The organism is Streptomyces sp. NPDC102283, assembly GCF_044766265.1.
In the GTDB taxonomy this organism is placed as follows: domain Bacteria; phylum Actinomycetota; class Actinomycetes; order Streptomycetales; family Streptomycetaceae; genus Streptomyces.
In genome coordinates this window covers 120,452-145,049 of sequence record NZ_JBIWLQ010000014.1, presented here as the reverse complement: position 1 = coordinate 145,049, position 24,598 = coordinate 120,452, and the positions used below count along the sequence as shown (strand labels likewise).

The 24,598-nt window shown below is 72.7% G+C and carries 22 protein-coding genes; 14 read left to right on the top strand and 8 right to left on the bottom strand.

Annotated elements, in window-relative coordinates:
- The first annotated feature begins 170 nt into the window (after positions 1-170).
- The 3 genes from ACIRJT_RS26265 to secD are packed head-to-tail and all read left to right on the top strand — an operon-like array spanning position 171 to position 4,053.
- On the top strand, positions 171-887 hold the full coding sequence (locus tag ACIRJT_RS26265; protein ID WP_403913491.1) for a rod shape-determining protein MreC: 717 nt from the start codon (positions 171-173) through the stop codon (positions 885-887).
- 38 nt (positions 888-925) lie between these two features.
- The gene (locus tag ACIRJT_RS26260; RefSeq protein ID WP_403913489.1) at positions 926-1,606 is read left to right on the top strand and encodes a hypothetical protein; all 681 of its coding nucleotides are present in this window, start codon (positions 926-928) and stop codon (positions 1,604-1,606) included.
- 35 nt (positions 1,607-1,641) lie between these two features.
- Positions 1,642-4,053, top strand: a complete 2,412-nt coding sequence (gene secD / locus ACIRJT_RS26255) for a protein translocase subunit SecD (RefSeq protein WP_403913486.1) — start codon at positions 1,642-1,644, stop codon at positions 4,051-4,053.
- A 93-nt stretch (positions 4,054-4,146) separates the two neighbouring features.
- Here secD and ACIRJT_RS26250 read toward each other — a convergent pair whose 3' ends face one another.
- Positions 4,147-5,004 carry a helix-turn-helix domain-containing protein gene (locus tag ACIRJT_RS26250; protein ID WP_403913484.1) on the bottom strand — a complete coding sequence of 286 codons (858 nt, stop codon included), beginning with the start codon at positions 5,002-5,004 and terminating at the stop codon, positions 4,147-4,149.
- A 100-nt stretch (positions 5,005-5,104) separates the two neighbouring features.
- Between ACIRJT_RS26250 and ACIRJT_RS26245 the strand changes: the two genes are divergently transcribed.
- Positions 5,105-5,410 carry a 4a-hydroxytetrahydrobiopterin dehydratase gene (locus ACIRJT_RS26245; protein ID WP_403913482.1) on the top strand — a complete coding sequence of 102 codons (306 nt, stop codon included), beginning with the start codon at positions 5,105-5,107 and terminating at the stop codon, positions 5,408-5,410.
- A gap of 118 nt (positions 5,411-5,528) precedes the next feature.
- Here ACIRJT_RS26245 and ACIRJT_RS26240 read toward each other — a convergent pair whose 3' ends face one another.
- Positions 5,529-6,491 carry a LysR family transcriptional regulator gene (locus ACIRJT_RS26240; RefSeq protein ID WP_403913479.1) on the bottom strand — a complete coding sequence of 321 codons (963 nt, stop codon included), beginning with the start codon at positions 6,489-6,491 and terminating at the stop codon, positions 5,529-5,531.
- Positions 6,492-6,676: 185 nt separating this feature from the next.
- Positions 6,677-7,639 (bottom strand): NmrA family transcriptional regulator, encoded by a 963-nt coding sequence (locus tag ACIRJT_RS26235; protein WP_403913476.1) that lies wholly within the window; start codon positions 7,637-7,639, stop codon positions 6,677-6,679.
- A 128-nt stretch (positions 7,640-7,767) separates the two neighbouring features.
- Here ACIRJT_RS26235 and ACIRJT_RS26230 point away from each other — a divergent pair, with 128 nt between their 5' ends.
- Complete coding sequence (locus tag ACIRJT_RS26230) at positions 7,768-8,778, top strand: cupin domain-containing protein (RefSeq protein WP_403913473.1); 1,011 nt, start codon at positions 7,768-7,770, stop codon at positions 8,776-8,778.
- On the top strand, positions 8,775-9,722 hold the full coding sequence (locus ACIRJT_RS26225; RefSeq protein WP_403913470.1) for a class I SAM-dependent methyltransferase: 948 nt from the start codon (positions 8,775-8,777) through the stop codon (positions 9,720-9,722). The genes ACIRJT_RS26230 and ACIRJT_RS26225 overlap by 4 nt, the downstream gene beginning before the upstream one ends.
- A 38-nt stretch (positions 9,723-9,760) precedes the next feature.
- Here the strand turns inward: ACIRJT_RS26225 and ACIRJT_RS26220 are convergent, their stop codons facing one another.
- The 4 genes from ACIRJT_RS26220 to ACIRJT_RS26205 all read right to left on the bottom strand — a co-directional run bounded on the left by ACIRJT_RS26220 (position 9,761) and on the right by ACIRJT_RS26205 (position 14,346).
- A complete protein-coding gene (locus ACIRJT_RS26220; protein ID WP_403913468.1) occupies positions 9,761-10,228 on the bottom strand; it encodes an RICIN domain-containing protein in 468 nt (155 codons plus the stop codon).
- Between the two features lie 118 nt (positions 10,229-10,346).
- Positions 10,347-11,183, bottom strand: a complete 837-nt coding sequence (locus tag ACIRJT_RS26215; protein WP_403913465.1) for an aldo/keto reductase — start codon at positions 11,181-11,183, stop codon at positions 10,347-10,349.
- Positions 11,184-11,309: 126 nt separating this feature from the next.
- On the bottom strand, positions 11,310-13,109 hold the full coding sequence (locus ACIRJT_RS26210; RefSeq protein ID WP_403913463.1) for an AMP-dependent synthetase/ligase: 1,800 nt from the start codon (positions 13,107-13,109) through the stop codon (positions 11,310-11,312).
- 343 nt (positions 13,110-13,452) lie between these two features.
- A complete protein-coding gene (locus tag ACIRJT_RS26205; protein ID WP_403913460.1) occupies positions 13,453-14,346 on the bottom strand; it encodes a LysR family transcriptional regulator in 894 nt (297 codons plus the stop codon).
- 249 nt (positions 14,347-14,595) lie between these two features.
- Here ACIRJT_RS26205 and ACIRJT_RS26200 point away from each other — a divergent pair, with 249 nt between their 5' ends.
- A complete protein-coding gene (locus ACIRJT_RS26200; protein WP_403913458.1) occupies positions 14,596-15,672 on the top strand; it encodes a bile acid:sodium symporter family protein in 1,077 nt (358 codons plus the stop codon).
- The gene (locus tag ACIRJT_RS26195; protein ID WP_403913456.1) at positions 15,665-15,880 is read left to right on the top strand and encodes a DNA-binding protein; all 216 of its coding nucleotides are present in this window, start codon (positions 15,665-15,667) and stop codon (positions 15,878-15,880) included. The genes ACIRJT_RS26200 and ACIRJT_RS26195 overlap by 8 nt, the downstream gene beginning before the upstream one ends.
- Before the next feature lie 48 nt (positions 15,881-15,928).
- Here ACIRJT_RS26195 and fdhD read toward each other — a convergent pair whose 3' ends face one another.
- Positions 15,929-16,777, bottom strand: coding sequence for a formate dehydrogenase accessory sulfurtransferase FdhD (fdhD, locus tag ACIRJT_RS26190; protein ID WP_403913453.1), 849 nt, complete (start codon positions 16,775-16,777; stop codon positions 15,929-15,931).
- A 252-nt stretch (positions 16,778-17,029) separates the two neighbouring features.
- Here fdhD and ACIRJT_RS26185 point away from each other — a divergent pair, with 252 nt between their 5' ends.
- The 6 genes from ACIRJT_RS26185 (at position 17,030) to ACIRJT_RS26160 (ending at position 24,591) form a co-directional block, all read left to right on the top strand.
- Positions 17,030-17,989: a beta-ketoacyl-ACP synthase III gene (locus ACIRJT_RS26185; protein ID WP_403913451.1), complete on the top strand. Its 960-nt coding sequence runs from the start codon at positions 17,030-17,032 to the stop codon at positions 17,987-17,989.
- Between the two features lie 170 nt (positions 17,990-18,159).
- Positions 18,160-19,341, top strand: coding sequence for an ROK family protein (locus tag ACIRJT_RS26180; RefSeq protein WP_403913449.1), 1,182 nt, complete (start codon positions 18,160-18,162; stop codon positions 19,339-19,341).
- A gap of 256 nt (positions 19,342-19,597) precedes the next feature.
- Positions 19,598-21,121: a sugar ABC transporter ATP-binding protein gene (locus ACIRJT_RS26175; RefSeq protein WP_403913447.1), complete on the top strand. Its 1,524-nt coding sequence runs from the start codon at positions 19,598-19,600 to the stop codon at positions 21,119-21,121.
- Positions 21,118-22,170 (top strand): ABC transporter permease, encoded by a 1,053-nt coding sequence (locus tag ACIRJT_RS26170; RefSeq protein ID WP_403913444.1) that lies wholly within the window; start codon positions 21,118-21,120, stop codon positions 22,168-22,170. The genes ACIRJT_RS26175 and ACIRJT_RS26170 overlap by 4 nt, the downstream gene beginning before the upstream one ends.
- Positions 22,171-22,252: 82 nt before the next feature.
- Positions 22,253-23,287 carry a substrate-binding domain-containing protein gene (locus ACIRJT_RS26165; protein ID WP_403913441.1) on the top strand — a complete coding sequence of 345 codons (1,035 nt, stop codon included), beginning with the start codon at positions 22,253-22,255 and terminating at the stop codon, positions 23,285-23,287.
- Between the two features lie 71 nt (positions 23,288-23,358).
- Positions 23,359-24,591: a Gfo/Idh/MocA family protein gene (locus ACIRJT_RS26160; RefSeq protein ID WP_403913438.1), complete on the top strand. Its 1,233-nt coding sequence runs from the start codon at positions 23,359-23,361 to the stop codon at positions 24,589-24,591.
- The last annotated feature ends 7 nt before the right edge of the window (positions 24,592-24,598 follow it).

Here is a 24,598-nt window from a genome sequence, read left to right as displayed (position 1 = left end):
GGGGGAAGGGCCCCGGACCGCTTCGTGACGGAAGCGGTGCCGGGGCGTTCGGGGCGGGGCGTTCCCACGCGGGTCTCCGGACGCGCCACCAGCAGCTGCGCGCACAGGGCGCCCCTCCGGCCGCCCGGGGGCTGGCCCTGGACCTGGGCAGCTCCCGCACCAGGGTGTGGGTGCCCGGACGGGGGCTGGTCCTCGACCCGTTCCCCGGTTCCGGTCTCCACGGGGGCGACGAGCGGCCGGTCCGGCGCGGGCGCATCGTCGATCCCGAATCCTGCGGCCGGCTGCTCGGCCGTATCGCGGACGCGGCCCTGGGCCCCGACCGCAGCGACAGCGTGATCGTTCTCAGCCACCCGGTGCTCGCCGGGGCCGAACACCGTAGCGCCGCGCGCGCTCTGCTCGCCGAGCTCGGGACGACGCGCGTCCTGGTCCTCAGCAGCGCCCGCGCCGCCGCCGCGTACGCCGGGCCGAGGGACGCGGGACCTCTCCTCGTCGTCGACATGGGAGCCGAGCTGACCGAGGTCACGCTCCTCGTCAACGGACTGGTCGCCGACGCCCGGCAGGCCGAGAGCGGACTCGACGACCTCGACCGCCTCGACCCGGCGACGCTGCCGGTCGTCCTCGTCGGTACGGTGCTCGACATGGTCACGTCCATGTGGCGGCACGACCGGCACGGCGCGATCCGCGGAGCCCTGCGCAAGGGTCCCGTGCTCGCGGGCGGCGGCGCGCTGCGAGCCGACGTCACCGATCGCATCGCTCACTGCCTCGGCACCCGGGTGCGCCTGGCCGACGACCCGTCGACCACGGTCGTCCGCGGCGCCGGACAGATCCTCAGCTCCGTGCTGCGCCACCGGACGGCGTCGCCCGAGCAGCCCGGCCTACCGAGGTGACGCCGTACCCGGCACCGGCCCGGCCGAACGCGTCCAGGGTGCGATGTGCGCCGGCCGCGCTGATCCTCACCGTCCTCGCCGTTCTCATCCTGGTCGGTGGAGCCGCCTCGGTGACGGGCGCCGCACCCGCCCCGACTTCCCGGAGCCTCGCACCCGCCGTCACCGCCGCCGCCCCGGATCCCGCCGCACCGCGGACCCACAGCGTCGGGCACCACGCCGAGCACGCCTTCCGGCGCCACGCAGGGCACGACCTCCGGCACCACGTCGAGCACGCCTTCCGGCACCGGGCCGGGCACGAGACCGGGCATGAATCCGGACACGACGCCCGGTACGGGTCCGGGCGCGTCAGCGGGTCCGACATCGGTGGGCCGGGCCACGCGAGCGGGGTCGTGGCCGTGTCGGGCACGGGGGCGATGGCGCAGGCCGGGCACGAGCAGCCCAGGGCGGCGGCCGATCCGGCGCAGGCTCCCCGGGCGGGCACCGGCCGGGCGTACCTGCTCCTTCACGCGCCTCCGCCACCGCACGACGCGCTGACGCCCGCCGCACCGGGGCCGGTCGAGCCACGCGCAGGCGTCCGGCACGCCGCCGCGGACTCCTTCGACGCACCCGGCAGCCGCAGGGGCGAGCTCCCCGGCGTACGGGGGCCTCCGGGCAGGACCACCGGTCCCACGACCGGTCATCCGTCCTGTTCTGCCGATCCGGCGCCGCGTCCTCACTGAGGTGAGGGCGCTCGACGCCCCACCGGAGGATTTCCATGACTCGCGCCACCACGGTGCGAGCGGTGCTGGCTGTCGCCGTGCTGCTCGTCTCCGTCTACATCAGCCTGACCATGTCGCCCAGACTCGGCCTGGATCTCCAGGGCGGCACCCGTATCGTGCTCCAGGCCCGGGACACCGCCACCGTCGAGGCGGACCGGGAGACCACCGACCGCACCCTGGAGGTGCTGCGGCAGCGCATCGACTCGCTGGGCGTCTCCGAGCCGACCCTGACCCGGTCCGGCGAGGACCGGATCATCGTCGAACTGCCCGACGTCCAGGACCCGCGCCAGGCCGCCGAAGTGATCGGCCGGACGGCCCAGCTCACCTTCCACGCGGTCGAGGGCCCGGCGGTCGAGGAGCCGGACGCGAAAGCCTCGGGCTCCGACCCCACAGCCGACCCGGACCCCACAGCCGACCCGGACCCCACAGCCGACCCGGACTCCACCGACGCCCCCGGTTCCACCGCCGACCCCGACCGGCTGACCCTTCCCGATGAGCAGGGCCGTAACCTCGCCCTCGGTCCCGCCCGGCTCTCCGGCGCGGGCGTCGAGGACGCCACCGCGGGCTTCGACGCGCAGGGGGGAGCGGGCTGGAGCGTCTCGCTCGAATTCCGCAAGGACGCAGGCCAGGACTGGAAGCGGCTGACCGGCGAGGCAGCCTGCCATCCCGCCGGGGACGACCGCCGGAGGGTGGCCATCGTCCTCGACGACAAGGTCATCTCCTCGCCCCAGGTCGACCCCTCGGTCGGCTGCCGGGCCGGACTGCCGTCCGGGGCCACCCAGATCACCGGCTCGTTCAGCGCGGACGAGGCGCGCGACCTGGCGCTGCTCATCAAGGGCGGAGCCCTGCCCGTGCCCGTCGAGATCGTCGAGCAGCGGACCGTCGGCCCGACGCTCGGCGCGGCGGCCATCGACGCGAGCGCCCGCGCGGCCCTCATCGGCGCGGCCGCCACCGCACTCTTCATCACCCTCGTCTACCGACTCTTCGGCGCGCTGGCCGCCGTGGCGCTGGGTGCGTACGGGGTGATCTCCTACGCCGCACTCGTCGCCCTCGGCGTCACGCTGACGCTTCCCGGGCTCGCCGGTTTCGTCCTCGCGATCGGGATGGCGGTCGACGCGAACGTCCTGGTGTTCGAACGGGCCAGGGAGGAGTGCGCCGAACGGCCGAAACGCTCCCTGCGCTCCGCGCTGACCACCGGATTCAAGAAGGCGTGGAGCGCGGTCGCCGACTCCAACGCGACCACGCTGATCGCGGCCGGACTGCTCTTCTTCCTGGGCTCGGGTCCTGTCAAGGGCTTCGGGGTCACGCTCGCCATCGGGGTCGTCGCTTCGATGTTCTCCGCCCTGGTCATCGCCCGCGCCCTCACCGAGATCGCCGCGAACTCCCGCTTCGTCAGCGACTACCGGAGCGTCAACGGCATCGCGCGCCCCGGCGCCGTACGGACCTGGCTGGTCCGCAAGGACCCGCAGCTCTTCCGCAAGCCGGTCCGCTGGCTCGTCGTCTCGGCGGCCCTGGTCGCCGTCGCGGTGGCCGGGATCGTGGTGCGCGGGGTCGATCTGGGCGTCGAGTTCACCGGGGGCCGCCTGGTGGAGTACTCCACCAGCCGCCCGGTGGACGTCGAAACCGCCCGGGACACGCTCACCGACGCGGGGTTCGGTGACGCCGAGGTCACCACGGCGGGGGACGGCGATCTGTCCGTCCGCACGGGGAAGCTCGACAACGACGGCGAACACGCCATGCGGACCGCCCTCGCCGAGGAGGGGGGCGAGACGACGAAGGTACGGGACGAGCTGATCGGCCCGAGTCTCGGCGACGAACTGCGGCGCAACGCCCTGATCGCCCTGGGGGTCGCGGTGGCGGTGCAGCTGGCCTATCTGGCGGTCCGGTTCCGCTGGACGTTCGCCGTGGCGTCCGTCGGGGCCATGGTGCACGACGTGATCCTCGTGGTGGGGGCCTTCGCCTGGCTGGGGCGGCCGGTGGACGGCATCTTCCTGGCCGCCCTGCTCACCGTCATCGGCTACTCGGTCAACGACTCGGTGGTGGTCTTCGACCGGGTACGGGAGCTGTGGGGGGCGAACCGGCGGACACCGCTGGACACCATCGCCCGCCGGGCGGTCCTCCAGACCGTTCCACGCACGGTGAACACCGGGATGGGCGCCCTGTTCATCCTGGCCGCCCTCGCCGTGCTGGGCGGCGACTCGCTCGCCGACTTCGCGCTCGCCCTGCTCATCGGCATCTGCGTCGGTACCTGGTCCTCGGTGTTCACCGCCGTACCCGGGGCCATCCTCCTGGAGCGGAACGCCGGGACCCCGCCGCCCACCCCCGGGAAGCGGAAGGGGAAGGGCCCGGCACGGGGGCGCCCGGGCGCGGACCGGCGGGACCCGCTCGACAACGGGGCGCGCGTCTGAGGTGATCCCGCGCTCCGGCGCCACGGCCCCCTGCCCCCGGCAGGTCGTGGCGCCGGGGGCAGGGGAACCGGGGAAGGAGCCGGGGGCAGGGGGTCAGGACGGGACGTGGGCGTGCAGATAGGCGGCCGTCTCCCGGTCGGCGGGGAGGAACGTCTCGATGGCCAGCTCGGCCACCGTCACGTCCATCGGCGTGTTGAACGTCGCGATCGACGACACGAACGACAGGACCCGGCCCCCGTGTTCGAGCAGCATCGGCAGCGCGAACGCGGCAGACCGCTCCCGCCCCGTACCACCCGCCCCGTCGCCCCGGCGCACGGTACCGCCCGCCCCGTCGGCGCGGTCCACGCCGGCCGCTCGTGCGGCGACCGGATAGGCGGCCACCTCGTCGTACAGCGCCCGCAGCTCCGGCGAGCGTACGAGGGCGATCTGGCGGTCCATCTGCGCCAGCAGGTCCGCCCGCCACTCCGGGAGGTTCACGATGCGCGGGGCGAGCCCCTCCGGGTGGAGGGTGAGCCGCATGGCGTTCACCGGCGGGGCCAGCAGCTTCTCCGGCACCCCCTCCAGCAGCAGGGCGATCCCCCGATTGGCCGCCACCACCCCGTAGGTGCCGTCCACCACGAGCGCCGGATACGGCTCGTACGCCGCGAGCAGCCGGTCGAGGCCCTCGCGCAGGGAGGCCATCGCGGGGTCGTCGAGCGGCGTCTGCGCGTAGCGGGGCGCGTAACCGGCGACCACGAGGAGGGCGTTGCGCTCGCGGACCGGGACGTCCAGCTGTTCGGCCAGCCGCAGGATCATGTCCTCGCTGGGCCGGGAGCGGCCCGTCTCGATGAATGAGATGTGGCGGGCCGAGGAGTCCGCGCGCAGGGCCAGCTCCAACTGGCTGATGCGCCGTTGCTCCCGCCAGTCCCGCAGCAGCGGCCCTACTTCCGTGTCGGGCAAGACAGTCGTCATGCCAAGACCGTAACGTCACCGGCGGGCCGGGGCCGGTACGGGCCGCCCCGGCCCACCGTGACGCATGCGCCGATCCACCGAGACCCACGGGAGCCGTTCCATGAGCGCAGCACCGCTGTCGCCGACCGAGATCGACCGCCGGATGGAGAGCCTGCCCGGTTGGGCGCTGGAAGGCGACCGGATCACCCGGACCTTCCGGCTCCCCTCCCACTTCGCCGCCGCCGCGCTGACGGTCCACATCGCGCGGATCCAGGACGAGTTGAACCACCACTCCGACCTGACGCTCGGATACAACACGGTGGCCCTCTCCGTCCACACGCACGACGCGGGAGGCGCGGTCACCGAGAAGGACCTCGCGCTCGCCGCCCGGGTGGCTTCCGCGGCCCCGGCCCACGGAGCCGAATAGTCCGGCGGGGCCGACAGCCCGCCGGTCCGGTCCGCGCCACGGCGGGCGGCCGCCCCGCGGCCCGGATGCGGACCACCCGCACCGGATGCGGGCCGCCCGGACCGGGCCCGGCCCGGGCTCACGCCACCGTGCCGAACCGCGGGTGCGCGCCGAGCCACTGGGCGTAGCCCGGGCTGCGTGACACCGCCTCCGCGTAGGCCGCGCGGGTCGCTCCGGCCACCGTCGCCGCCACGGCGTCCGCCGCGGAGGAGTGGGGGTGCCAGCCCACCAGATGACGCCAGCTGAGCGGCGCGCCGGCCAGCGGTCTGGTCACCAGGCCGGGCGCCGGCGGGAACGTCGCCCGGCACAGTCCTATCGCCCGCCCCACCTGCACCAGATGGACGACGGAGGAGGTGTCCGTCTCGTACACCGACACCGGGGTGAAGCCCGACCGCGCACAGGCCGCGGTGAAGCAGTCGGCGAAACAGCCGTCGCCGGGGACGTCCGCCCAGCACTCGTCGGCGAGCGCCGCCAGTTCCAGCTCCGGCTCACCGGCCAGGGCGTGGCCCTCCGGAAGCATCACGAAGACAGGGTCCACCCCGACGACCTCCCAGACCAGCCGGTCCGCCAGCGGCGGCGGACTCTCGCCGCACGTCCCGATCAGCGCGAAGTCCAGCCTGCCGTCGATGACCAACGAGGCGATCTCCGCCACCGACCACGAGGTGTACGTCGACACCGGCACCGACGGGTGCGCGGCGGCCATCCGGTCGACCAGACCGCCGAGCAGCGGACCGTGCGTGCCGCCCAGCCGGAACCGGTCCAGCGACCCCGTGGCGTTGGCGAACCGCACCGCCTCCGCCTGGAGTTCACTGACCGCGGGCAGCACCACCCGCGCCCGCTCCAGCACCAGTTCGCCGAGCGGGGTGGCACGCGCTCCGGTGTGGTCGCGGTCGAAGAGAGAGCCGCCCAGGGCCTTCTCGATCCGCCGCAGCTGAGCGCTGAGCGCAGGCTGGGCAAGCCCCAGGGTGGCGGCGGCCTTGGTGAGGCTGCCCGTGTCGGCAATGGCACGGACCGTTCGCAGATGGCGCAACTCGAGCTCCATAAGGGCAAGTTATGGGCCCGGGAGCACCCCGGCAATATGTGCGCTCCGCCTACCGTTCGGTCGGTGTACACGTGCCGTGGGCCCGGTCGTCGAACTGCCGTCCGCCGGGGGCGGTGTCGGCTCGACGACGAGCCCGGGGAGCGCCCTGCCCCGCCGGGCCGGGAGGCGGTGTGGGGCGTTCCGGTTCAGCCGTGCCAGGCACCGTCCCCGGCGGCCTCGCGCACGAAGACGGAGAAGGCCTTCGGCTCCCGCCCCAGGACCCGCTTCACGTCGTCCGTCGTCGCCGTGTTGTGGCCGTCCAGCAGCGTCGCGAACAGCCCGGCCAGGAACTCCGCCTCGGGACCGAACACCCCGAACTCCTCCAGCATCGAGGCGTACGCGGGTCCCGTCACCGGCACGTACCGCACCGGCCGACCCGTCGCCCGGCCCAGCTCCCCGGCCGCCTCCGCGAACGTCAGGCTCCGCGGGCCCGTCAGCTCGTACACCGCACCCGCGTGCCCCTCCCCGGTCAGCGCGGCCACCACCACGTCGGCCAGGTCGTCGAGGTCCAGGAACGGTTCCGCCGACGTGCCCGCGGGGAACACCACCTCGCCGCCGAGCACGCCGTCCAACAGCGGGCCCTCGCTGAAGTTCTGCGCGAAGAACGCCGACCGGACGACCGTGACCTCCATCGTCCCGGCGGCCCCGCGCAGCGCCTCCTCGGCGACGGCCGCCTGCGGTTCGCCGCGACCCGACAGCAGTACCACCCCGCGCACCCCGCACGCCGCGGCGGTCCGCCCGAAGGCAGCCATGGCCTCCGCGGCTCCGGGCACCGCCAGGTCGGGGTAGTACGCCACATAGGCGGCCCGGACGCCGCGCAGCGCCGCCGCCCAACCCGACGCGTCCTGCCAGTCGAACGGCACCTCGCCCCTGCGGGAACCCGAGCGGACCGGCACCCCGAGGGCGGTCAGCCGCTCCACCACCCGACGGCCCGTCTTCCCCGTGCCGCTCGTCACCAGAACCGTTCCCGCGGCCGTACCCTCCGCCGCTCCCCCTCCCGCTCCCGCTCCCGCTCTCCGCTCCGCCACCCGTCCTACGCCCCGTCCCCCGCTCTCGTCGTTGTTCGTGCCGTTGTCGTCGTCTCGTCGTGCGAACGCGTTCTCCGTCATGGCTCCAGACTCCCGGGCCCGCGACCGACCGGACATGCTCCAAAGCCTCAGGCGCCTACTTCTCCGTCTACGCGGCAGCGCGTCTACGCGGCAGCGCCTCCACGCGGCGACGCGTCTAGGCTGCGGCCATGGACGCTCTCGCCGGACTCCTGGACGGACCGCGCGCCCGCGGCGCGTTCCTGCTCCGCATGGTGATGGAGCCGCCCTGGGCGGTACGGGTCGAGGACCGGGCCCCGATCTGCCTCATGTCGGTCCGGCGCGGCACGGCCTTCATCCTCCCGTCCGGCGGAGGCGAACCGGTCCGGCTCGGCCCCGCGGACATCGCGGTGGTCCGCGGCCCCGATCCGTACACCGTCGCCGACGCGCCCGGGACGACGCCCCACGCGCTCATCGGTCCCGGCGGCGTCTGCACCACGCTGCACGGCCGGCCGCTCTCCCAGGACATGGTGCTGTCCGTACGGACCTGGGGAAACGCGGCCGACGGCGCCACGTCGGTCCTCGTCGGCACCTATCTGCTGGACGGCGAGATCAGCCGCCGTCTGCTGGACGCCGTGCCCCCGCTGCTCACGGTCCCCGCCGACGCCCGTACCGGGCCGCTGCTGGACCTGCTCGACGCGGAGATCGCCCAGGAGGAGCCGGGCCAGCGCGTGGTCCTGGACCGTCTGCTGGACCTGCTGCTCATCGCCGTGCTCCGCGCCTGGTTCGCCCGGCCCGGGGCCGATGCTCCCGCCTGGTACCGCGCGATGGGCGACCCGGTCGTGGGCGCGGCGCTGCGGCTGCTGCAACACGACCCGGCGCACCCCTGGACCGTCGCCTCGCTCGCCTCCCGCGCCGGGGTGTCCCGGGCCGGTCTCGCCCGGCGGTTCACCGAGCTGGTCGGGGAGCCGCCGATGGCCTACCTGACCGGCCTGCGGCTCGCCGTCGCGGCCGACCTGCTGCGCGAGAGCGACGCCACGGTGGAGGCCGTGGCCCGGAAGGTCGGCTACAGCACCCCCTTCGCCTTCAGCGCGGCGTTCAAGAGGGTCAGGGGCGTCAGCCCGCAGCAGTACCGCGGCAGCCCGCCGGGGGACCGCCCTGATTTGCCGGAACGGCAAAGAAGATTGCCGTACGGCCGCCCCTTGGAGAGGCTGATCCCATGAGCAGCCACGCCGGTCACGGCCACCACGACGCGCACGCACCCGCCACGCCCGCACACGTCCACGCCCATGCCCATGTGCACGGATCGGGCGGCGATCCGGCGACGGGCATCGACTGGGACGTCCTCGGCCCCCTGCTGGAGCAGGAGGCCGAACTGGGCGGCGCGCAGTACGAGGAGGCGGCCCGCTGGATCGCCGCCCTGCCCACCGCGCCGAGCGTCCGCCGGGTCCTGGACATCGGCAGCGGCCCCGGCGTCGTCTCCTGCCTGCTGGCCGAGGTCTTCCCGGAGGCCGAAGTGGTGGCGGTGGACGCCACACCCGCCCTCCTGGAACGCGCGAGGAACCGTGCGCGCCGCCTCGGCGTGATCGAACGCTTCCGGACGCTGGAGGCGGAACTCCCCGAAGACTTCGGCCGGTTGGGCGAGGCCGATCTGATCTGGGCGGGCAACTCCCTGCACCACCTGGGCGACCAGCGCGCCGCTCTGGCGGGCTTCGCCGGGCTGTTGCGGCCCGGCGGAACGGTCGCGCTCGTCGAGGGCGGTCTGCCCACCCGCCGGCTGCCCCGCGACATCGGCATCGGAGAGCCCGGACTGGAGGCCCGTATGGGCGCGGCCGCCGCCACGCGCTTCGAGCACATGCGGTCCGAACTCCCGGGAGCGAAGCGGGAGACGGAGGACTGGAGCGCGCTCTTCACCGCGGTCGGCCTCGTCCCGCAGGGCACCCGGAGCTTTCTCCTCGACCTGCCCGCCCCGCTCTCGGGTACCGCCCGCGACCATGTCGTCGCGAGCATCACCCGCGAGCGGGAGGTGCTCGGCGAGCTGCTGACGGCCGAGGACAGCGCGGTCCTTGACCGGCTCCTGGACCCGGAGGATCCCGAAGGCCTCCACCACCGCCCCGACGTCCACCTGCTCACGGCGCGCACGGTGCACCTGGGCCGCCGCGGCTGATACCGGCGACGCCGCCCCGGGCTCCCCGCTGCCCGGCCCTACGTCACCGGCTCCAACTGCCACCACTGGAAGGGCGAGTCGGTGTCCTCCCACTGCTGGACCGTGCCCCCGGCCTCGGTGGACCGGTCGGAGACCTCCATGACGAGGCCGCTGATGAAACTCACCAGCGTCACCGTCCCGGGCGCCTCCGGGTGCTGCTCGATCAGCCACTCCTGGGCGCCGAAGTTGTTGGCCTTCCACTGCTGGACGCGGGTGCCGTTCGACGTATCGGCATTGGCCACGTCCAGCCGCTTCCCGCTGTGCTCGTTGACCAGGTGGAAGAGGGCCGCGCCCTCGTGCACCGGGGCCAGCCGCCACACCTGCGCGGCCGTCCCGTCGTCCTCGCCCTGCTGGACCCGGGCCCCACTGCCCTTGGCCGCGCCGTACACCTCCAGCACCAGCTTGCTGCCGACGTTGCGCAGGCGGTACGGACCCGCCTCGACGACGGGCGCGAGTTCGCCGCTCATGTTCCTGTCTCCCCGGTTCGACCTGTGTGCTGCCGCACTGCCGTACTACCGCCGGCGCACCGGCTGACGACGGCGCCCCCACCGCGTGATCCCGGTGGGGGCGCCGTCGGCCGGACGCTCAGGCGCCGACGTTGAAATCAGCCGGGTCGGAGCCGAGCCGCTTGCCCTCGTCCAGGGCCGCGAAGGCGGCGAGGTCGTCGGCGTCCAGCTCGAAGCCGAACACGTCGAGGTTCTCCCTGATCCGCGACGGGGTCACGGACTTCGGGATCACGATGTTGCCGGTCTGCAGGTGCCAGCGCAGCACCGCCTGGGCGGGCGTACGGCCGTGCTTTTGGGCGATGGCGACGACCGTCGGCACCTCCAGCAGGCCCTTGCCCTGGCCGAGCGGCGACCACGCCTCGGTCGCGATGCCGTGCTCGGCGTGGAAGGCGCGGAGCTCGACCTGCTGGAGCTGCGGGTGCAGCTCGATCTGGTTGACGGCCGGGACCACGGAGGTCTCGGCGAGCAGCCGCTTCAGGTGCTCGGGATGGAAGTTCGACACGCCGATGGCCTTCGCGCGGCCCTCGGCGAGGATCTCCTCGAACGCCTTGTACGTGTCCGTGTACGCGTCCTTCGCCGGGACCGGCCAGTGGATCAGATACAGGTCGACGTAGTCCAGGCCGAGCTTGTCCAGCGAGGCGTCGAAGGCGCGCAGGGTGCTGTCGTGGCCCTGCTCGCTGTTCCACAGCTTCGTGGTGACGAAGAGCTCGTCGCGGGCGACGCCGCAGGCGGCGATGGCCTTGCCGGTGCCCGTCTCGTTCTCGTAGATCGCGGCGGTGTCGATGCTCCGGTACCCGGTCTCGACGGCCGTGGCGACCGCCTTCTCCGCCTCGTCGTCCGGCACCTGCCAGACACCGAAACCGAGCTGCGGCATGTCGATGCCGTTGTTGAGGGTGATGGAGGGGACCTTGCTCACGAGCGGTCGATCCTAACGTCGTCGGTTGATAACTCCCCACGACAACGACCGGGCGGGTCCCAGCATTCCCGCCCTCTTCCGGCGGCCTCGATCGCGCCGCCGGGGCAGCGGTATCGCGCCGCCGGGTCAGTGGTACAGGGCGTCGACCTCGACCGCGTACGCCGTCTCGATCGCCTTGCGCTTCAGCTTCAGCGAGGGCGTCAGCAGCCCCGTCTCCTCGGTGAACGGATGGGCCAGGATGCGGAACGTACGGATCGACTCGGCCTGGGACACCGCCGTGTTGGCGGCCACCACCGCCCGGCGGACCTCCATCTCCAGGTCCGGGTCCCGCACCAGCTCGGCCGGAGCGAGCGAGGTGCGGCCCTGCATCGACAGCCAGTGGTCCACGGACTCCTGGTCGACGGTGACGAGCGCCGCGATGTACGGGCGGTCGTTGCCGACGACGATGCACTGCGCGACCAGCGGATGCGCCCGCACGCGTTCCTCCAGACCGGCCGGGGAGACGCTCTTGCCGCCGGACGTCACCAGGATCTCCTTCTTCCGCCCGGTGATCGTCAGATAGCCGTCCTCGTCCAGCGCACCGAGGTCCCCGGTGGCGAGCCAGCCGTCCCGCAGCACCGTCCGGGTGGCCACCGGGTTGCCCAGATAGCCGGAGAACACGTTCGGCCCGTGCACCCACACCTCGCCGTCGTCCGCGATGTGCACCGATGTGCCGGGGATGGGCTGCCCGACCGTGCCGTACCGGGTGCGCTCGGGAGGGTTCGCCGTCGCCGCGGCGGTCGACTCGGTCAGCCCGTACCCCTCGAAGACGCTCACCCCGGCGCCCGCGAAGAACAGCCCGAGCCGGCGGTCCATGCCCGAGCCGCCCGACATCGCGTGCCGCACCCGGCCGCCCATCGCGTCGCGGACCTTCTTGTAGACGACCTTGTCGAAGAACTGGTGCTGCATCCGCAGCCCGGCCGAGGGCCCGGGGCCGCCCCCGAACGCCTTCTGCTCCATGGCCTCGGCGTACTTCACCGCGATGTCGACGGCCTTGTCGAACGGTCCGGCCCGGCCCTCCGCCTCGGCCCTGCGCCGGGCCCCGTTGAACACCTTCTCGAAGATGTACGGCACCGCCAGGATGAACGTCGGCCGGAACGTCACCAGGTCCGGCATCAGCGCGTTCGCGGACAGCTCCGGTTGATGCCCGAGCTTGACCCGGCCGCGGACCGCGGCGATCTCGACCATCCGCCCGAAGACATGGGCCAGCGGCAGGAAGAGCAGGGTGGCCGCCTCGTCGCCGGGCTTGGAGTGGAACACCGGCTCCCAGCGGTGGACCATCGTGTCGCTCTCGAACATGAAGTTCGCGTGGGTGATCACGCACCCCTTGGGGCGGCCCGTCGTCCCCGAGGTGTAGATGACGGTCGCGACGGAGTCGGGCGTCACCGCGCGCCGGTGACGCTGCACCACTTCTTCGTCGATGCCCGCGCCCGCCCGGAACAGCTCGTCCACCGCTCCGGCGTCCAGCTGCCACAGCCGATTCAGGCGCGGCAGCCGGTCGATCACCGAGCCGACGGTCATCGCGTGGTCCTCGTGCTCGACCATCACCGCCACCACCTCGGCGTCGTGCAGCATCCACAGGACCTGCTCGGCGGAGGAGGTCGGGTAGATCGGCACCGACTGGGCCCCGACGCTCCAGAGCGCGAAGTCGAAGAGCGTCCACTCGTAGCGCGTACGGGACATCAGCGCGACCCGGTCACCGAACCGCACCCCGTGCGCGATCAGTCCTTTGGCCAGGGCCAGCACCTGATCGCGGAAGTCCCCGGAGGTCACATCACGCCACTGGCCACCGACATCCTTGCGGCCGAGCGCGACGTGGTGCGGATCGTCCTCCGCGTAGTCGAAGACCACATCGGCCAGACCGCCGACCTGAGGTGCCGCCGGCATCGGTGGGACAGTGAAATCGCGCAATGACATGCTCCTCGTGGCGCTCCGCACAGCGCCGCGACGCTACCCCAAGCGGGGGCCCGGCGGGAGGGGCCGGACCCCTCCGCACCTCCTGTCGTCCGCCCAGGTCAACCGTCGAAATCCGGCCAGATGGGCAAGGCTCGGGCGTCCGGCCGGTCCAGTTCTGCCGGAGGGGTAAGCGGCTCGCGCCGGAATCTCCACCGAATCCGACCGCCGTGACCACCGCAACCACCGCGACGGCCGTGGCCGCCGCAATCGCCGTGAGCTCCGCTACCACTGCGAGCTCCGCTACCACTGCGACCGCGACCGGTCCGTGGAGCGGCTACGCCCCTTCCCCGCCGCCGGTCCCGCGGTGCAGCCGGTCGCCGCCCGCCAGGATCGCGGAGGCCAGCGCGTCGGCCGCCTCCTGGGCCGCGCCCCGGCGGCTTCCGTGCAGCAGGACGAAGTCGACGCCGCCCAGCTCCGGCAGCCCCGCCCTGGCCGGAACCGGCGCCAGCCCCGGCGGGACCATCCCCCGGGAGTGCGCCATCACGCCCAGGCCCGCCCGCGCCGCCGCGACCAGGCCGCTCAGACTCGTACTCGTACAGGCGATCCGCCAGGCCCGCCCGTGCTCCTCCAGCACCTCCAGGGCGCGGGCCCGGGTGATGGCCGGGGGCGGGAAGACGACCAGCGGCACCGGGCGCTCCGGATCGACGCGCAGTTGCGGCGCGCCGATCCAGTCCAGCGCGTCCTGCCACATCAGCTCGCCGTGGGTGTCGCCGGCCCGCCGCTTGGCGAGCACCAGATCCAGCCGGCCCGCCGCGAGCTGCCGGTGCAGCGTCCCGGACAGCTCCACGGTGAGCTGGAGCTCGACCTCCGGATGGTCGCGGCGGAAGGACTCCAGGATCTCGGGGAGCCGGGTCAGCACGAAGTCCTCGGAGGCACCGAAACGCAGTCGGCCGCGCAACCGGGTGCCCGCGAAGAACGCGGCGGCCCGCTCGTGCGCCGACAGGATCGTCCGGGCGAAGCCGAGCATCGCCTCGCCGTCCTCGGTGAGGTCGACGCGATGGGTGTCCCGGGTGAACAGCTGCCGCCCGGCCGCACCCTCCAGCCGCCGCACGTGCTGGCTGACCGTGGACTGGCGGATCCCGAGCCTGCGCGCGGCCTGGGTGAAGCTCAGCGTCTGGGCCACGGCGAGGAAGGTACGCAGCTGGGCGGGGTCGTACGTGGCGTCCACAGGTCCACGCTATCGGGAATCGTGATGACAGTCAGAGCGGTATGAGTGATTCCCGATGGGGACGAGCGGGAGCAGGATGGATGCCTGCACGGCCCGCCGCCCGCACACGGGGCCGCGTGTACGCAGGACCGCATGTGTGCGGAGGACCGCATGTACGCAGGCCCGCGTGTATGCGGAGGGCGCCGCGAACAGCGGCACGCACGGCCCTCCGCCCGGCACGGCGGACCGACCCCTGGAGACCCCGAGCAGATGACCCGCCGCATCCCGAGACCACCGGCCCGGCTGCCGGTCGACGCCTACGTCCTGGCGCTGGCCGCGACCGTGGCCCTCGCGGCGCTGCTGCCCGCCCGGGGAACCGCCGCCGAGGTGGCGGGCGGGGCCTCCACCGGAGCGGTCTCCCTGTTGTTCTTCCTCTACGGGGCGCGGCTCTCCACGGCCGAGGCGCTCGACGGGCTCAAGCACTGGCGCCTCCATCTCACCGTCCTGGCCTGCACCTTCGTCCTCTTCCCGCTGCTGGGACTGGCGAGCGCCGGGCTGGTGCCGTACGTGCTGACGCCCGAGCTCCAGGCGGGCTTCCTCTTCCTCTGCCTGGTCCCCTCGACGATCCAGTCATCGATCGCCTTCACCTCGATCGCCCGGGGCAACGTGCCCGCCGCGATCTGCGCCGGGTCCTTCTCCAGCCTCGCCGGAATCTTCGTGACCCCGTTGCTCGCCGCCCTGCTCCTCGGTTCGACCGGGGGCGGATTCTCGGCGGACTCCCTGCTGAGGATCGTGCTCCAACTGCTGGTCCCGTTCCTCGCCGGGCAGCTGCTGCGCCGCTGGGTCGGCGGTTTCCTCACCCGGCACAAGAAGGTTCTCGGACTGGTCGACCGGGGGTCGATCCTGCTCGTCGTCTACACCGCGTTCAGTGAGGGAATGGTCGCCGGCGTCTGGCACCAGGTCACCCCGGCCCGGCTCGGCGCGCTGCTCGTCGCCGAGGCGGTCCTGCTGGCGCTGATGCTCACCCTGAGCCGGTACGGGGCGCGGCGGCTCGGGTTCGGCCGGGCGGACCGGATCGCCATCCAGTTCGCCGGGTCGAAGAAGAGCTTGGCGGCCGGGCTGCCGATGGCGAGCGTGATCTTCGGCGCGCACGCGAGCCTGGCGGTGCTGCCGCTGATGCTCTTCCACCAGATGCAGCTGATGGTCTGCGCGGTGATCGCCAGACGCCGCTCCCGCGATCCCGAGCCGCCCCGGGACCCGGCGGATTCGGATTCCGCTTCCGGGACGCTGTCGGACCCGCCGGTTACGGTAGCCGGTAGCCGACAGCGAGGAAGCCGCCATGAGTGACGAGCCCGGTAGGCCCGCCGACGACTTTCCGCACGGGGCGGGCCGTCCGGCCCGGGGCGCCCTGCGGGCGGCAGGTCACACCCGCCTCTCCCAGCTCACCACCGTGACCGCGGCGGAGCTGCTCGCGCTGCACGGGGTCGGCCCGAAGGCGATCAGGGTCCTGCGCGAAGCGCTGGCCGCCGAGGGGCTGGCCTTCGCGGGGGAGTGAGGCCCGTCCGCTCCGGGTCTCCCGTACCGGTCTCCGCCCCTCCGCGCCTCAGGCCCGGCGGACCGCCGCCTCCAGCGCGATCCGGTGCTCACCGGCGTACACGTTCATCGACGGGCCGCGCAGGAAGCCGACCAGCGTCAGTCCACTCTCCGCCGCCAGGTCCACGGCCAGCGACGAGGGCGCGGAGACCGCCGCGAGCACCGGGATCCCGGCCATCACGGCCTTCTGCGCCAGCTCGAACGAGGCCCGCCCCGACACCAGCAGGACGGCCCGCGACAGGGGCAGCCGGTGGTCCGTCAGCGCCCGGCCCACCAGCTTGTCGACCGCGTTGTGCCGGCCGACGTCCTCGCGGACGTCCAACAGCTCGCCCTCCTCGGAGAACAGCGCGGCGCCGTGCAGGCCGCCCGTCCGGTCGAAGACCCGCTGCGCGGCCCGCAACCGGTCCGGGAGGACGGACAGCAGCTCCGGGGTGAGCCGCAGCGGGGGAGCGTCCGCCACGGGGTGCCGGGTCGTGGTGCGTACCGCGTCCAGGCTGGCCTTGCCGCACAGGCCGCACGAGGAGGTGGTGTAGACGTTCCGTTCCAGCGTGATGTCGGGGACCCGGACCCCGGGCGCGAGCTTCACGTCCACCACGTTGTAGCTGTTCACACCGTCGGCGGTAGCCCCGGCGCAGTAGACGATCGACTGCACTTCCTCCCCCTCGGCGATCACCCCCTCGCTGACGAGGAAGCCCGCGGCCAGCGCGAAATCGTCGCCCGGCGTACGCATGGTGATGGCCAGCGGCCGGCCGTTCAGGCGGATCTCCAGGGGTTCCTCCGCCACCAGGGTGTCCGCGCGGGAGGAGACGGCACCGTCCCGGATGCGGAGGGTGCGGCGGCGTTCGGTGGCCCGTCCCATGGATGTGAACCCCGATTCTGTCCGTGCGTGATGGTCGATGGTCTCCGTCCGTACGGGCGGAAGCCGAAACCTGACCCCGTCATTGTCCGGCACCCGCCCCGGCATGTCGTAGTCGCGGCCGCAGCACGCTGACCAGGCAGTTGTCAATGCTCCAACGTGTGGGCCGGATTCCTGTGGGATCACGTGCCCCCGTACCCGGCGGTAGCGACCAAGACTGGATGTTTCCTGCCCTACCTGACGATGGGAACCCGTATGACCGGCTCACGTGTCGTGGCGCTCGGCCACTACCAGCCCGCAAAGGTGCTCACCAACGACGATCTGGCGGCCATGGTCGACACGAGCGACGAGTGGATCACCAGCCGGGTCGGTATCAAGACCCGCCATGTGGGTGGTCCGGACGAGCCGGTGGACGAGATGGCCGCGCACGCGGGAGCCAAGGCGCTGGCCACGGCAGGGCTGGTGCCCGCGGACATCGATCTGGTGCTCGTCGCCACCTCCACCGCGATCGACCGGTCCCCGAGCATGGCGGCGCGGGTCGCGGCACGGCTCGGCATGGGCTCGCCCGCCGTGATGGACATCAACGTGGTGTGCTCCGGCTTCACGCACGCGCTGGCCACCGCCGACCACACGATCCGGGCCGGTGCGGCGACCCGGGCCCTGGTCATCGGCGCCGACAAGATGGCCGACATCGCGGACTGGACCGACCGCTCCACCTGCGTCCTGCTCGGCGACGGCGCGGGCGCGGCGGTCGTCACCGCCGACCCGACGGCCCCCGACACCCCGGACGGCCCCGGCATCGGACCGGTGCTGTGGGGCTCCGTGCCGGAGATGGGCAACGCGGTCCGGATCGAGGGGACGCCGCCGCGCTTCGCGCAGGAGGGCCAGTCCGTCTACCGCTGGGCCACCACCCAGCTACCCCCGATCGCCCGCCGGGTCTGCGAGAAGGCGGGCATCGCCCCGGAGGACCTGGCCGCCGTCGTCCTGCACCAGGCCAACCTGCGGATCATCGAGCCGGTCGCCCGCAAGATCGGCGCGGTCAACGCCGTCATCGCCCGGGATGTGGTGGACTCCGGCAACACCTCGGCCGCCTCCATCCCGATGGCCCTGTCCAAGCTGGTCGAGCGCGGCGAGGTCGCCTCCGGCGCGCCCGTCCTGCTCTTCGGGTTCGGCGGGAACCTCTCGTACGCGGGTCAGGTCATTCGCTGCCCCTGACCGTTTCCCGAGCGTCCGGGCGGCCTCTGACCGAGAGTCTTTGTCCTGAGTGTGGAGAAAGTTGGAGCGGATTCCTGCGCAACTTCTTCCCACTCCGGGAAAGCGCTGCTACGTTCCCCTCGAAAGCCCGACGGACTGGCGGATGTGGCGGGGAGGGACACGTGAGACGCATGACGGCACGACCCGCGAACGCGCATCAGGCGCGGCTGCTGCGACTGCTGCGCGACGGGGGCCCCAACTCCCGTGCGCAGCTGGGTGATCAGGTCGATCTGTCGCGCTCGAAGCTCGCCGTCGAGGTGGACCGGCTGCTGGAGACCGGCCTGGTGGTGGCCGACGGACTCGCCGCATCGCGCGGCGGGCGCCGCTCGCACAACATCCGGCTCGCTCCCGAACTGCGCTTCCTCGGGGTCGACATCGGCGCCACCTCGATCGACGTGGCCGTCACCAACGCGGAGTTGGAGGTCCTGGGACACCTCACCCACCCGATGGACGTGCGCGAGGGCCCCGTCGCCGTCTTCGAGCAGGTCCTGTCGCTGGCCGCCAAACTCCGGGCCTCCGGGCTCGCCGAGGGCTTCGACGGCGCGGGCATCGGGGTCCCCGGCCCCGTCCGCTTCCCCGAGGGCGTGCCGGTCGCGCCGCCGATCATGCCCGGCTGGGACGGCTTCCCGGTCCGCGAGGCGCTCAGCCAGGAGCTGGGCTGCCCCGTCATGGTCGACAACGACGTGAACCTCATGGCGATGGGGGAGCAGCACGCGGGCGTGGCCCGCTCCGTGGGCGACTTCCTCTGCGTCAAGATCGGCACCGGCATCGGCTGCGGCATCGTCGTCGGCGGTGAGGTCTACCGCGGTACGACCGGCAGCGCCGGGGACATCGGGCACATCCAGGTCGACCCGGACGGCCGGGCCTGCGCCTGCGGCAACAAGGGCTGCCTGGAGGCCCACTTCAGCGGTGCCGCCCTCGCCCGGGACGCGGAGGACGCGGCCCGGGAGGGCCGCTCGCCCGAGCTGGCCTCCCGGCTGGAGGCGGCGGGTCGCCTCACCGCCGCCGACGTGGCGGCCGCCGCCGCTGCCGGTGACGCCGCCGCGCTCGACCTGATCCGCGAGGGCGGCAATCGGCTCGGCCAGGTGATCGCCAGCCTGGTCAGCTTCTTCAATCCCGGTCTGGTGGTGATCGGCGGCGGGGTCACCGGCCTCGGTCACAACCTCCTCGCCAGTGTCCGCACCCAGGTCTACAAGCAGTCCCTGCCCCTGGCCACCGGCAATCTCCCCATCGTGCTGGGCGAGTTGGGGCCCACCGCCGGAGTGATCGGCGCGGCCCGGCTCATCAGCGACCACCTCTTCTCACCGGCCTGACCACAGGGCCGTACGCACCACCGCATCGGTCAGGTACCCGGCGTCAGCCAGGTACTAGTCAGCACTGGCCCGGTACTGGTCAGGCACTAGTCAGGTACTCGTCAGGTACTCGCTCCTCAGGTACCACTCAGCAGCCGTTCGCGGTGCCGCCGGCTCCACGGCACCTCCAGCCCTGCGCCCTGTCCGCTCACCGGCCCTCCCCGGCCCCTCGGCACCGCCCGAGCAGGGGAGACCCCATTCGCCGAGGGGATTCGTCATGGCACCAGAACCACCCCTGCTCACCATGTCCGGCATCACCAAGCTCTTCCCGGGCGTCCGCGCCCTGGACGGCGTCGACCTGGAGGTCCAGGCCGGCGAGGTCCACTGCCTCCTCGGCCAGAACGGTGCGGGCAAGTCCACCCTCATCAAGGTGCTCGCCGGAGCCCACCAACCGAACGACGGCGAGATCACCTGGCGCGGCGAAACCGTCCAGCTCAAGTCGCCGATCGCCGCCATGCGCCTGGGCATCGCCACCATCTACCAGGAACTCGACCTGGTCGAGGGCCTGTCGGTCGCCGAGAACGTCTTCCTCGGCCACGAGCCGACCAGCGCCGGCTTCATCGTCCGTACGGGAGAGGGCCGTTCCGCCGCGAAGGCGCTCCTCGCGCGTCTCGGGCACCCGGAGATCGACCCCGCCCGGCACGTCGGGGGCCTCTCCGCCGCCCAGCAGCAGATCGTCTCCATGGCGCGGGCCCTCTCGCACGACGTCCGGCTCATCGTGATGGACGAGCCCTCCGCGGCCCTCGACCCCGACGAGGTCGACAACCTCTTCCGGATCGTCGACGGCCTCACCGCCGACGGCGTGGCCGTCGTCTACATCTCGCACCGCCTGGAGGAGATCCGCCGCATCGGCGACCGGGTCACCGTCATCAAGGACGGCAGGACCGTGGCCGTCGGGCTGCCCGCCGCCGACACACCCACCCGCGACATCGTTGCCATGATGACCGGCCGGGACGTCGCCTATGTCTTCCCGCCGCGCCCCGAGGAGCCGGCCGCCGCCACCACCGAACCCGTACTCCGGGTCCAAGGGCTGTCCCGCAAGGGCGAGTTCGCGCCCGTCGACCTGGAACTGCGGCCCGGCGAGATCGTCGGCCTCGCCGGACTCGTCGGCTCGGGACGCTCCGAGATCCTGGAGACCATCTACGGAGCCCGTAAGGCGTCCACCGGGACGGTCACCGTCGCCGGAGAACAGCTCCGCCCCGGCAGCGTCCGCGCGGCCGTCGCCGCGGGTATCGGCCTCGCGCCGGAGGAACGCAAGGCGCAGGCCCTGCTGATGACCGAGTCGGTCACCCGTAACGTCTCCGTCTCCTCCCTCTCCCGCTTCGCCCGGATCGGCTGGATCGACCGGGGCGGGGAGCGGAAGGCCGCGCGGAGCGCCACCCGTGAGCTGCAGATGCGGCCCGACAATCCGGACGCCGCCGTCCGAACCCTCTCCGGCGGCAACCAGCAGAAAGCCGTCCTCGCCCGCTGGCTGCTGCGCGGCTGCCGGGTCCTGCTGCTGGACGAACCCACCCGTGGCGTCGACGTCGGCGCGCGCGCCGAGCTCTACGCCGTGATCCGCCGGCTGGCCGACGAAGGCCTCGCCGTACTGCTCGTCTCCAGCGAAGTGCCCGAGGTCCTGGGCCTCGCCGACCGGGTGCTGGTGCTCCGCGAGGGCCAGGTCGTCCACACGGCCCCCGCCCAGGAGCTCGACGAGCACCGCGTACTCGACCTCGTGATGGAAGGGAGCCCGACGCCATGACACAGCCCGCCCCGTCGGCGCAGCACAACGGGCCGGACAAGGGGGCCCTCACCGGCCCCTCCGACACGCCGCCCCAGAAGTCGGGCGGTGGCACGCCGGCCCTCGGTCTGCGGCTCGACGTCCGGATCCTGTCCCTGCTCGGCGTCCTGGCCGCCCTGATCCTGGTCGGCGGCATCACCGAACCGGACGCCTTCCTGGACACCGGCAACCTCCAGCTCATCCTGACCCAGGCGTCCGTCATCGGCGTCGTCACCGTCGGTATGACCTTCGTCATCATCAGCGGGGGCATCGACCTCTCCGTCGGCGCCATGGTCGCCCTCGCCTCGGTGTGGGCGACGACCCTGGCCACCCAGGAGTACGGCTTCGCGGGCATCGCGTTCACCGCGGTCATCGTCGGCCTCGCCGCCGGACTCGTGAACGGCGTCCTCATCGCGTACGGCGGCATGGTCCCGTTCATCGCGACGCTGGCCATGCTCGCCTCGGCCCGCGGGCTCGCCCTCCAGATCACCGACGGCAAGACCCAGATCGTCACCGTGGACTCGGTCCTGGAACTCGGCCTGCCCGACTCCTACATCCTGGGCATCCCGCCGCTGGTCATCATGTTCGCCGTGGTCACCGTCGTCGGCTGGCTGATCCTGAACCGGACCACCTTCGGCCGCCGCACCGTCGCCGTCGGCGGCAACGCCGAGGCCGCCCGGCTCGCCGGGATCGACGTCCGCCGCCAGCGCCTCTACCTCTACCTGCTGTCCGGGCTGTGCTGCGGCATCGCCGCCTTCATGCTGATCGTGCTCGCCGGTTCCGGCCAGAACACCAACGGCAACCTGTACGAGCTCGACGCCATCGCCGCCGCGATCATCGGCGGGACCCTGCTCAGCGGCGGACGGGGCACCATCGTCGGCTCCGTCCTCGGTGTCCTGATCTTCACCACCATCACCAACATCTTCGCGCTCAACAACCTCCAGAGCGACGTCCAGCAGATCGCCAAGGGCGCCATCATCGTCGCCGCGGTCCTCGTCCAGCGCCGCACCATGCGCGGCAGGGATACCTGAGCACCCCCGCGCCCCCCGGCCCCTGAACAAACCCCCCGCACCCGCACCTCGTAGCACCCACCGGATGAAGGGTCAGACCGTCATGCCAGAAACCAGCCGCAGAGGGCTGCTGTTCGGAACCGCCGCCGTCTCCGCGGGCGCGCTCCTCACCGCCTGCACCAGCAACGAGCCCAAGAAGACCGAGCCCGCCGGCAACAGCGCCCCCGCCGACGACAAGCCGGGCAAGGCCGTCACCATCGGCTTCTCCGGGCCGCAGGCCGACCACGGCTGGGCCAACGCCATCAACGTGAACGCCAAGTCCCGGGCGGAGACGTACTCCGACGTGACCCTGGAGACCACCGAGGGCTCCAACGACACCGCCACCCAGATCGGCCAGATCAAGACCCTCATCAACAAGAAGGTCGACGTCCTCGTCGTTCTTCCCGCCGACGGCAAGGCCCTCACCCAGGTCGGCCTGGAGGCCATGAGGGCGGGCATCCCCGTCGTCAACCTGGACCGCATCTTCGCCTCCCCGCAGGCCTACCGCTGCTGGGTCGGCGGCGACAACTACGGCATGGGCCTCAACGCCGGGCACTACATCGGCGAGCAGCTCAAGGACAAGGCGAACGCCAAGGTCGTCGAGCTCGCCGGGATCGACAACCTGGAGCTGACCAAGCAGCGCAGCCAGGGCTTCGCCGACGCCCTCAAGAACTACTCCAACATCAAGCTGGTGGCCCGTCAGGCGGCCGACTTCACCGTCGAGTCGGGCCAGGCGAAGATGGCGCAACTCCTCCAGGCACAGAAGCAGTTCGACGCCCTGTGGAACCACGACGACGACCAGGGCGTCGGCGCGCTCCGCGCCATCGAGCAGGCGGGCCGCGACGAGTTCATCATGGTCGGCGGCGCCGGAGCCAAGTCCGCGATGGACGCCATCAAGGCCGACGACTCGGTGATCAAGGCCACCGTCCTCTACCCGCCGACGATGGCCGCGTCCGCGATCGACCTCGCACGGGCACTGGGGCAGGGCAAGGGTGTCAGCGGCCTCTCCGAGATGGAGATCCCGACCTCCCTGACCCTGTACTCCGCGGTCGTGACGAAGGACAACATCGACCAGTACCTGCCGACGGGCTTCAACTGACCGGGACTCCGGGGGGTGCTCGGAGCGCACCCCCCGGCCCGTTACCGCACATCGACGAGGAGGAAGTCCGCATGGCCCGTAGTCAAGAGACGGAAACGCAAGGCCCGGCACCGTCGCCGCAGGAGGCGCCGGGAACGCTCGGGGTCGGCATGGTCGGATACGCGTTCATGGGCGCCGCCCACTCGCAGGGCTGGCGCACCGCGGGACACGTCTTCGACCTGCCCCTGCGGCCCGCTCTCGCCGCGATCTGCGGACGCGACCGTGCGGCGGTCGACGCCGCGGCGGCCCGGCACGGCTGGGCCGCCGCGGAGACCGACTGGCGGGCACTGATCGCCCGGGACGACGTCCAGCTGATCGACATCTGCACCCCCGGCGACAGCCATGCGGAGATCGCCATCGCCGCCCTGGAGGCGGGCAAGCACGTCCTGTGCGAGAAGCCGCTCGCCAACACCGTCGCCGAGGCGGAGGCGATGGTCCGCGCCGCCGAGGCGGCCTCCGCCCGCGGGCAGGTGGCGATGGTGGGCTTCAACTACCGCAAGGTGCCGGCGATCTCCTTCGCCCGGCAGCTCATCGCGGAGGGCCGGCTCGGCCGGCTGCGCCATGTGCGCGCCACCTACCTCCAGGACTGGTTGGTGGACCCGGCCTCCCCGCTCACCTGGCGGCTCAAGCGCGAGCACGCCGGGTCCGGCGCGCTCGGCGACCTCGGTGCCCACATCGTCGACCTCGCCCAGTATCTTTCGGGCGAACTGCTCACCGGGGTGTCCGCCGTCGCCGAGACCTTCGTACGGGAGAGGCCGCTGCTCTCCGGGGCGTCCGCCGGGCTCTCCGGCAGCGCCGACACGGTGGAGCGGGGCGAGGTGACCGTCGACGACGCGGCGATCTTCACCGGCCGCCTCGCCTCCGGCGCACTGGCCTCCTTCGAGGCGACCCGGATGGCGGCGGGACGCAAGAACGCCCTGCGCCTGGAGATCAACGGGGAGCTGGGCTCCCTCGCCTTCGACCTGGAGCGGCTCAACGAGCTGTCCTTCCACGACCACACCGAACCCGCCGCCACCGCGGGCTTCCGCCGCGTCCTCGTCACCGAGCCCGAGCACCCCTACCTGGAGGCCTGGTGGCCGCCGGGCCACGGCCTCGGCTACGAGCACACCTTCGTCCACCAGGCCCGCGACGTGGTCCACACGATCGCCGACGGCACCGCGCCCGTACCGTCGTTCGCGGACGGGCTCCAGGTGCAGCGGGTGCTCGCCGCCGTGGAGGAGAGCGCCGCCAAGAACTCCGTGCACACCCCGGTCCCGTCCTCGTAACCCAGGA

Excerpts from the sequence above, each read along its gene's own strand:
- secD (WP_403913486.1), top strand. The coding sequence starts at position 1,642 with ATGACTCGCGCCACCACGGTGCGAGCGGTGCTGGCTGTCGCCGTGCTG.
- ACIRJT_RS26250 (WP_403913484.1), bottom strand. The coding sequence starts at position 5,004 with ATGACGACTGTCTTGCCCGACACGGAAGTAGGGCCGCTGCTGCGGGAC.
- ACIRJT_RS26245 (WP_403913482.1), top strand. The coding sequence starts at position 5,105 with ATGAGCGCAGCACCGCTGTCGCCGACCGAGATCGACCGCCGGATGGAG.
- ACIRJT_RS26240 (WP_403913479.1), bottom strand. The coding sequence starts at position 6,491 with ATGGAGCTCGAGTTGCGCCATCTGCGAACGGTCCGTGCCATTGCCGAC.
- ACIRJT_RS26235 (WP_403913476.1), bottom strand. The coding sequence starts at position 7,639 with ATGACGGAGAACGCGTTCGCACGACGAGACGACGACAACGGCACGAAC.
- ACIRJT_RS26230 (WP_403913473.1), top strand. The coding sequence starts at position 7,768 with ATGGACGCTCTCGCCGGACTCCTGGACGGACCGCGCGCCCGCGGCGCG.
- ACIRJT_RS26225 (WP_403913470.1), top strand. The coding sequence starts at position 8,775 with ATGAGCAGCCACGCCGGTCACGGCCACCACGACGCGCACGCACCCGCC.
- ACIRJT_RS26220 (WP_403913468.1), bottom strand. The coding sequence starts at position 10,228 with ATGAGCGGCGAACTCGCGCCCGTCGTCGAGGCGGGTCCGTACCGCCTG.
- ACIRJT_RS26210 (WP_403913463.1), bottom strand. The coding sequence starts at position 13,109 with ATGCCGGCGGCACCTCAGGTCGGCGGTCTGGCCGATGTGGTCTTCGAC.
- ACIRJT_RS26200 (WP_403913458.1), top strand. The coding sequence starts at position 14,596 with ATGACCCGCCGCATCCCGAGACCACCGGCCCGGCTGCCGGTCGACGCC.
- ACIRJT_RS26195 (WP_403913456.1), top strand. The coding sequence starts at position 15,665 with ATGAGTGACGAGCCCGGTAGGCCCGCCGACGACTTTCCGCACGGGGCG.
- fdhD (WP_403913453.1), bottom strand. The coding sequence starts at position 16,777 with ATGGGACGGGCCACCGAACGCCGCCGCACCCTCCGCATCCGGGACGGT.
- ACIRJT_RS26185 (WP_403913451.1), top strand. The coding sequence starts at position 17,030 with ATGACCGGCTCACGTGTCGTGGCGCTCGGCCACTACCAGCCCGCAAAG.
- ACIRJT_RS26180 (WP_403913449.1), top strand. The coding sequence starts at position 18,160 with ATGACGGCACGACCCGCGAACGCGCATCAGGCGCGGCTGCTGCGACTG.
- ACIRJT_RS26175 (WP_403913447.1), top strand. The coding sequence starts at position 19,598 with ATGGCACCAGAACCACCCCTGCTCACCATGTCCGGCATCACCAAGCTC.
- ACIRJT_RS26170 (WP_403913444.1), top strand. The coding sequence starts at position 21,118 with ATGACACAGCCCGCCCCGTCGGCGCAGCACAACGGGCCGGACAAGGGG.
- ACIRJT_RS26165 (WP_403913441.1), top strand. The coding sequence starts at position 22,253 with ATGCCAGAAACCAGCCGCAGAGGGCTGCTGTTCGGAACCGCCGCCGTC.
- ACIRJT_RS26160 (WP_403913438.1), top strand. The coding sequence starts at position 23,359 with ATGGCCCGTAGTCAAGAGACGGAAACGCAAGGCCCGGCACCGTCGCCG.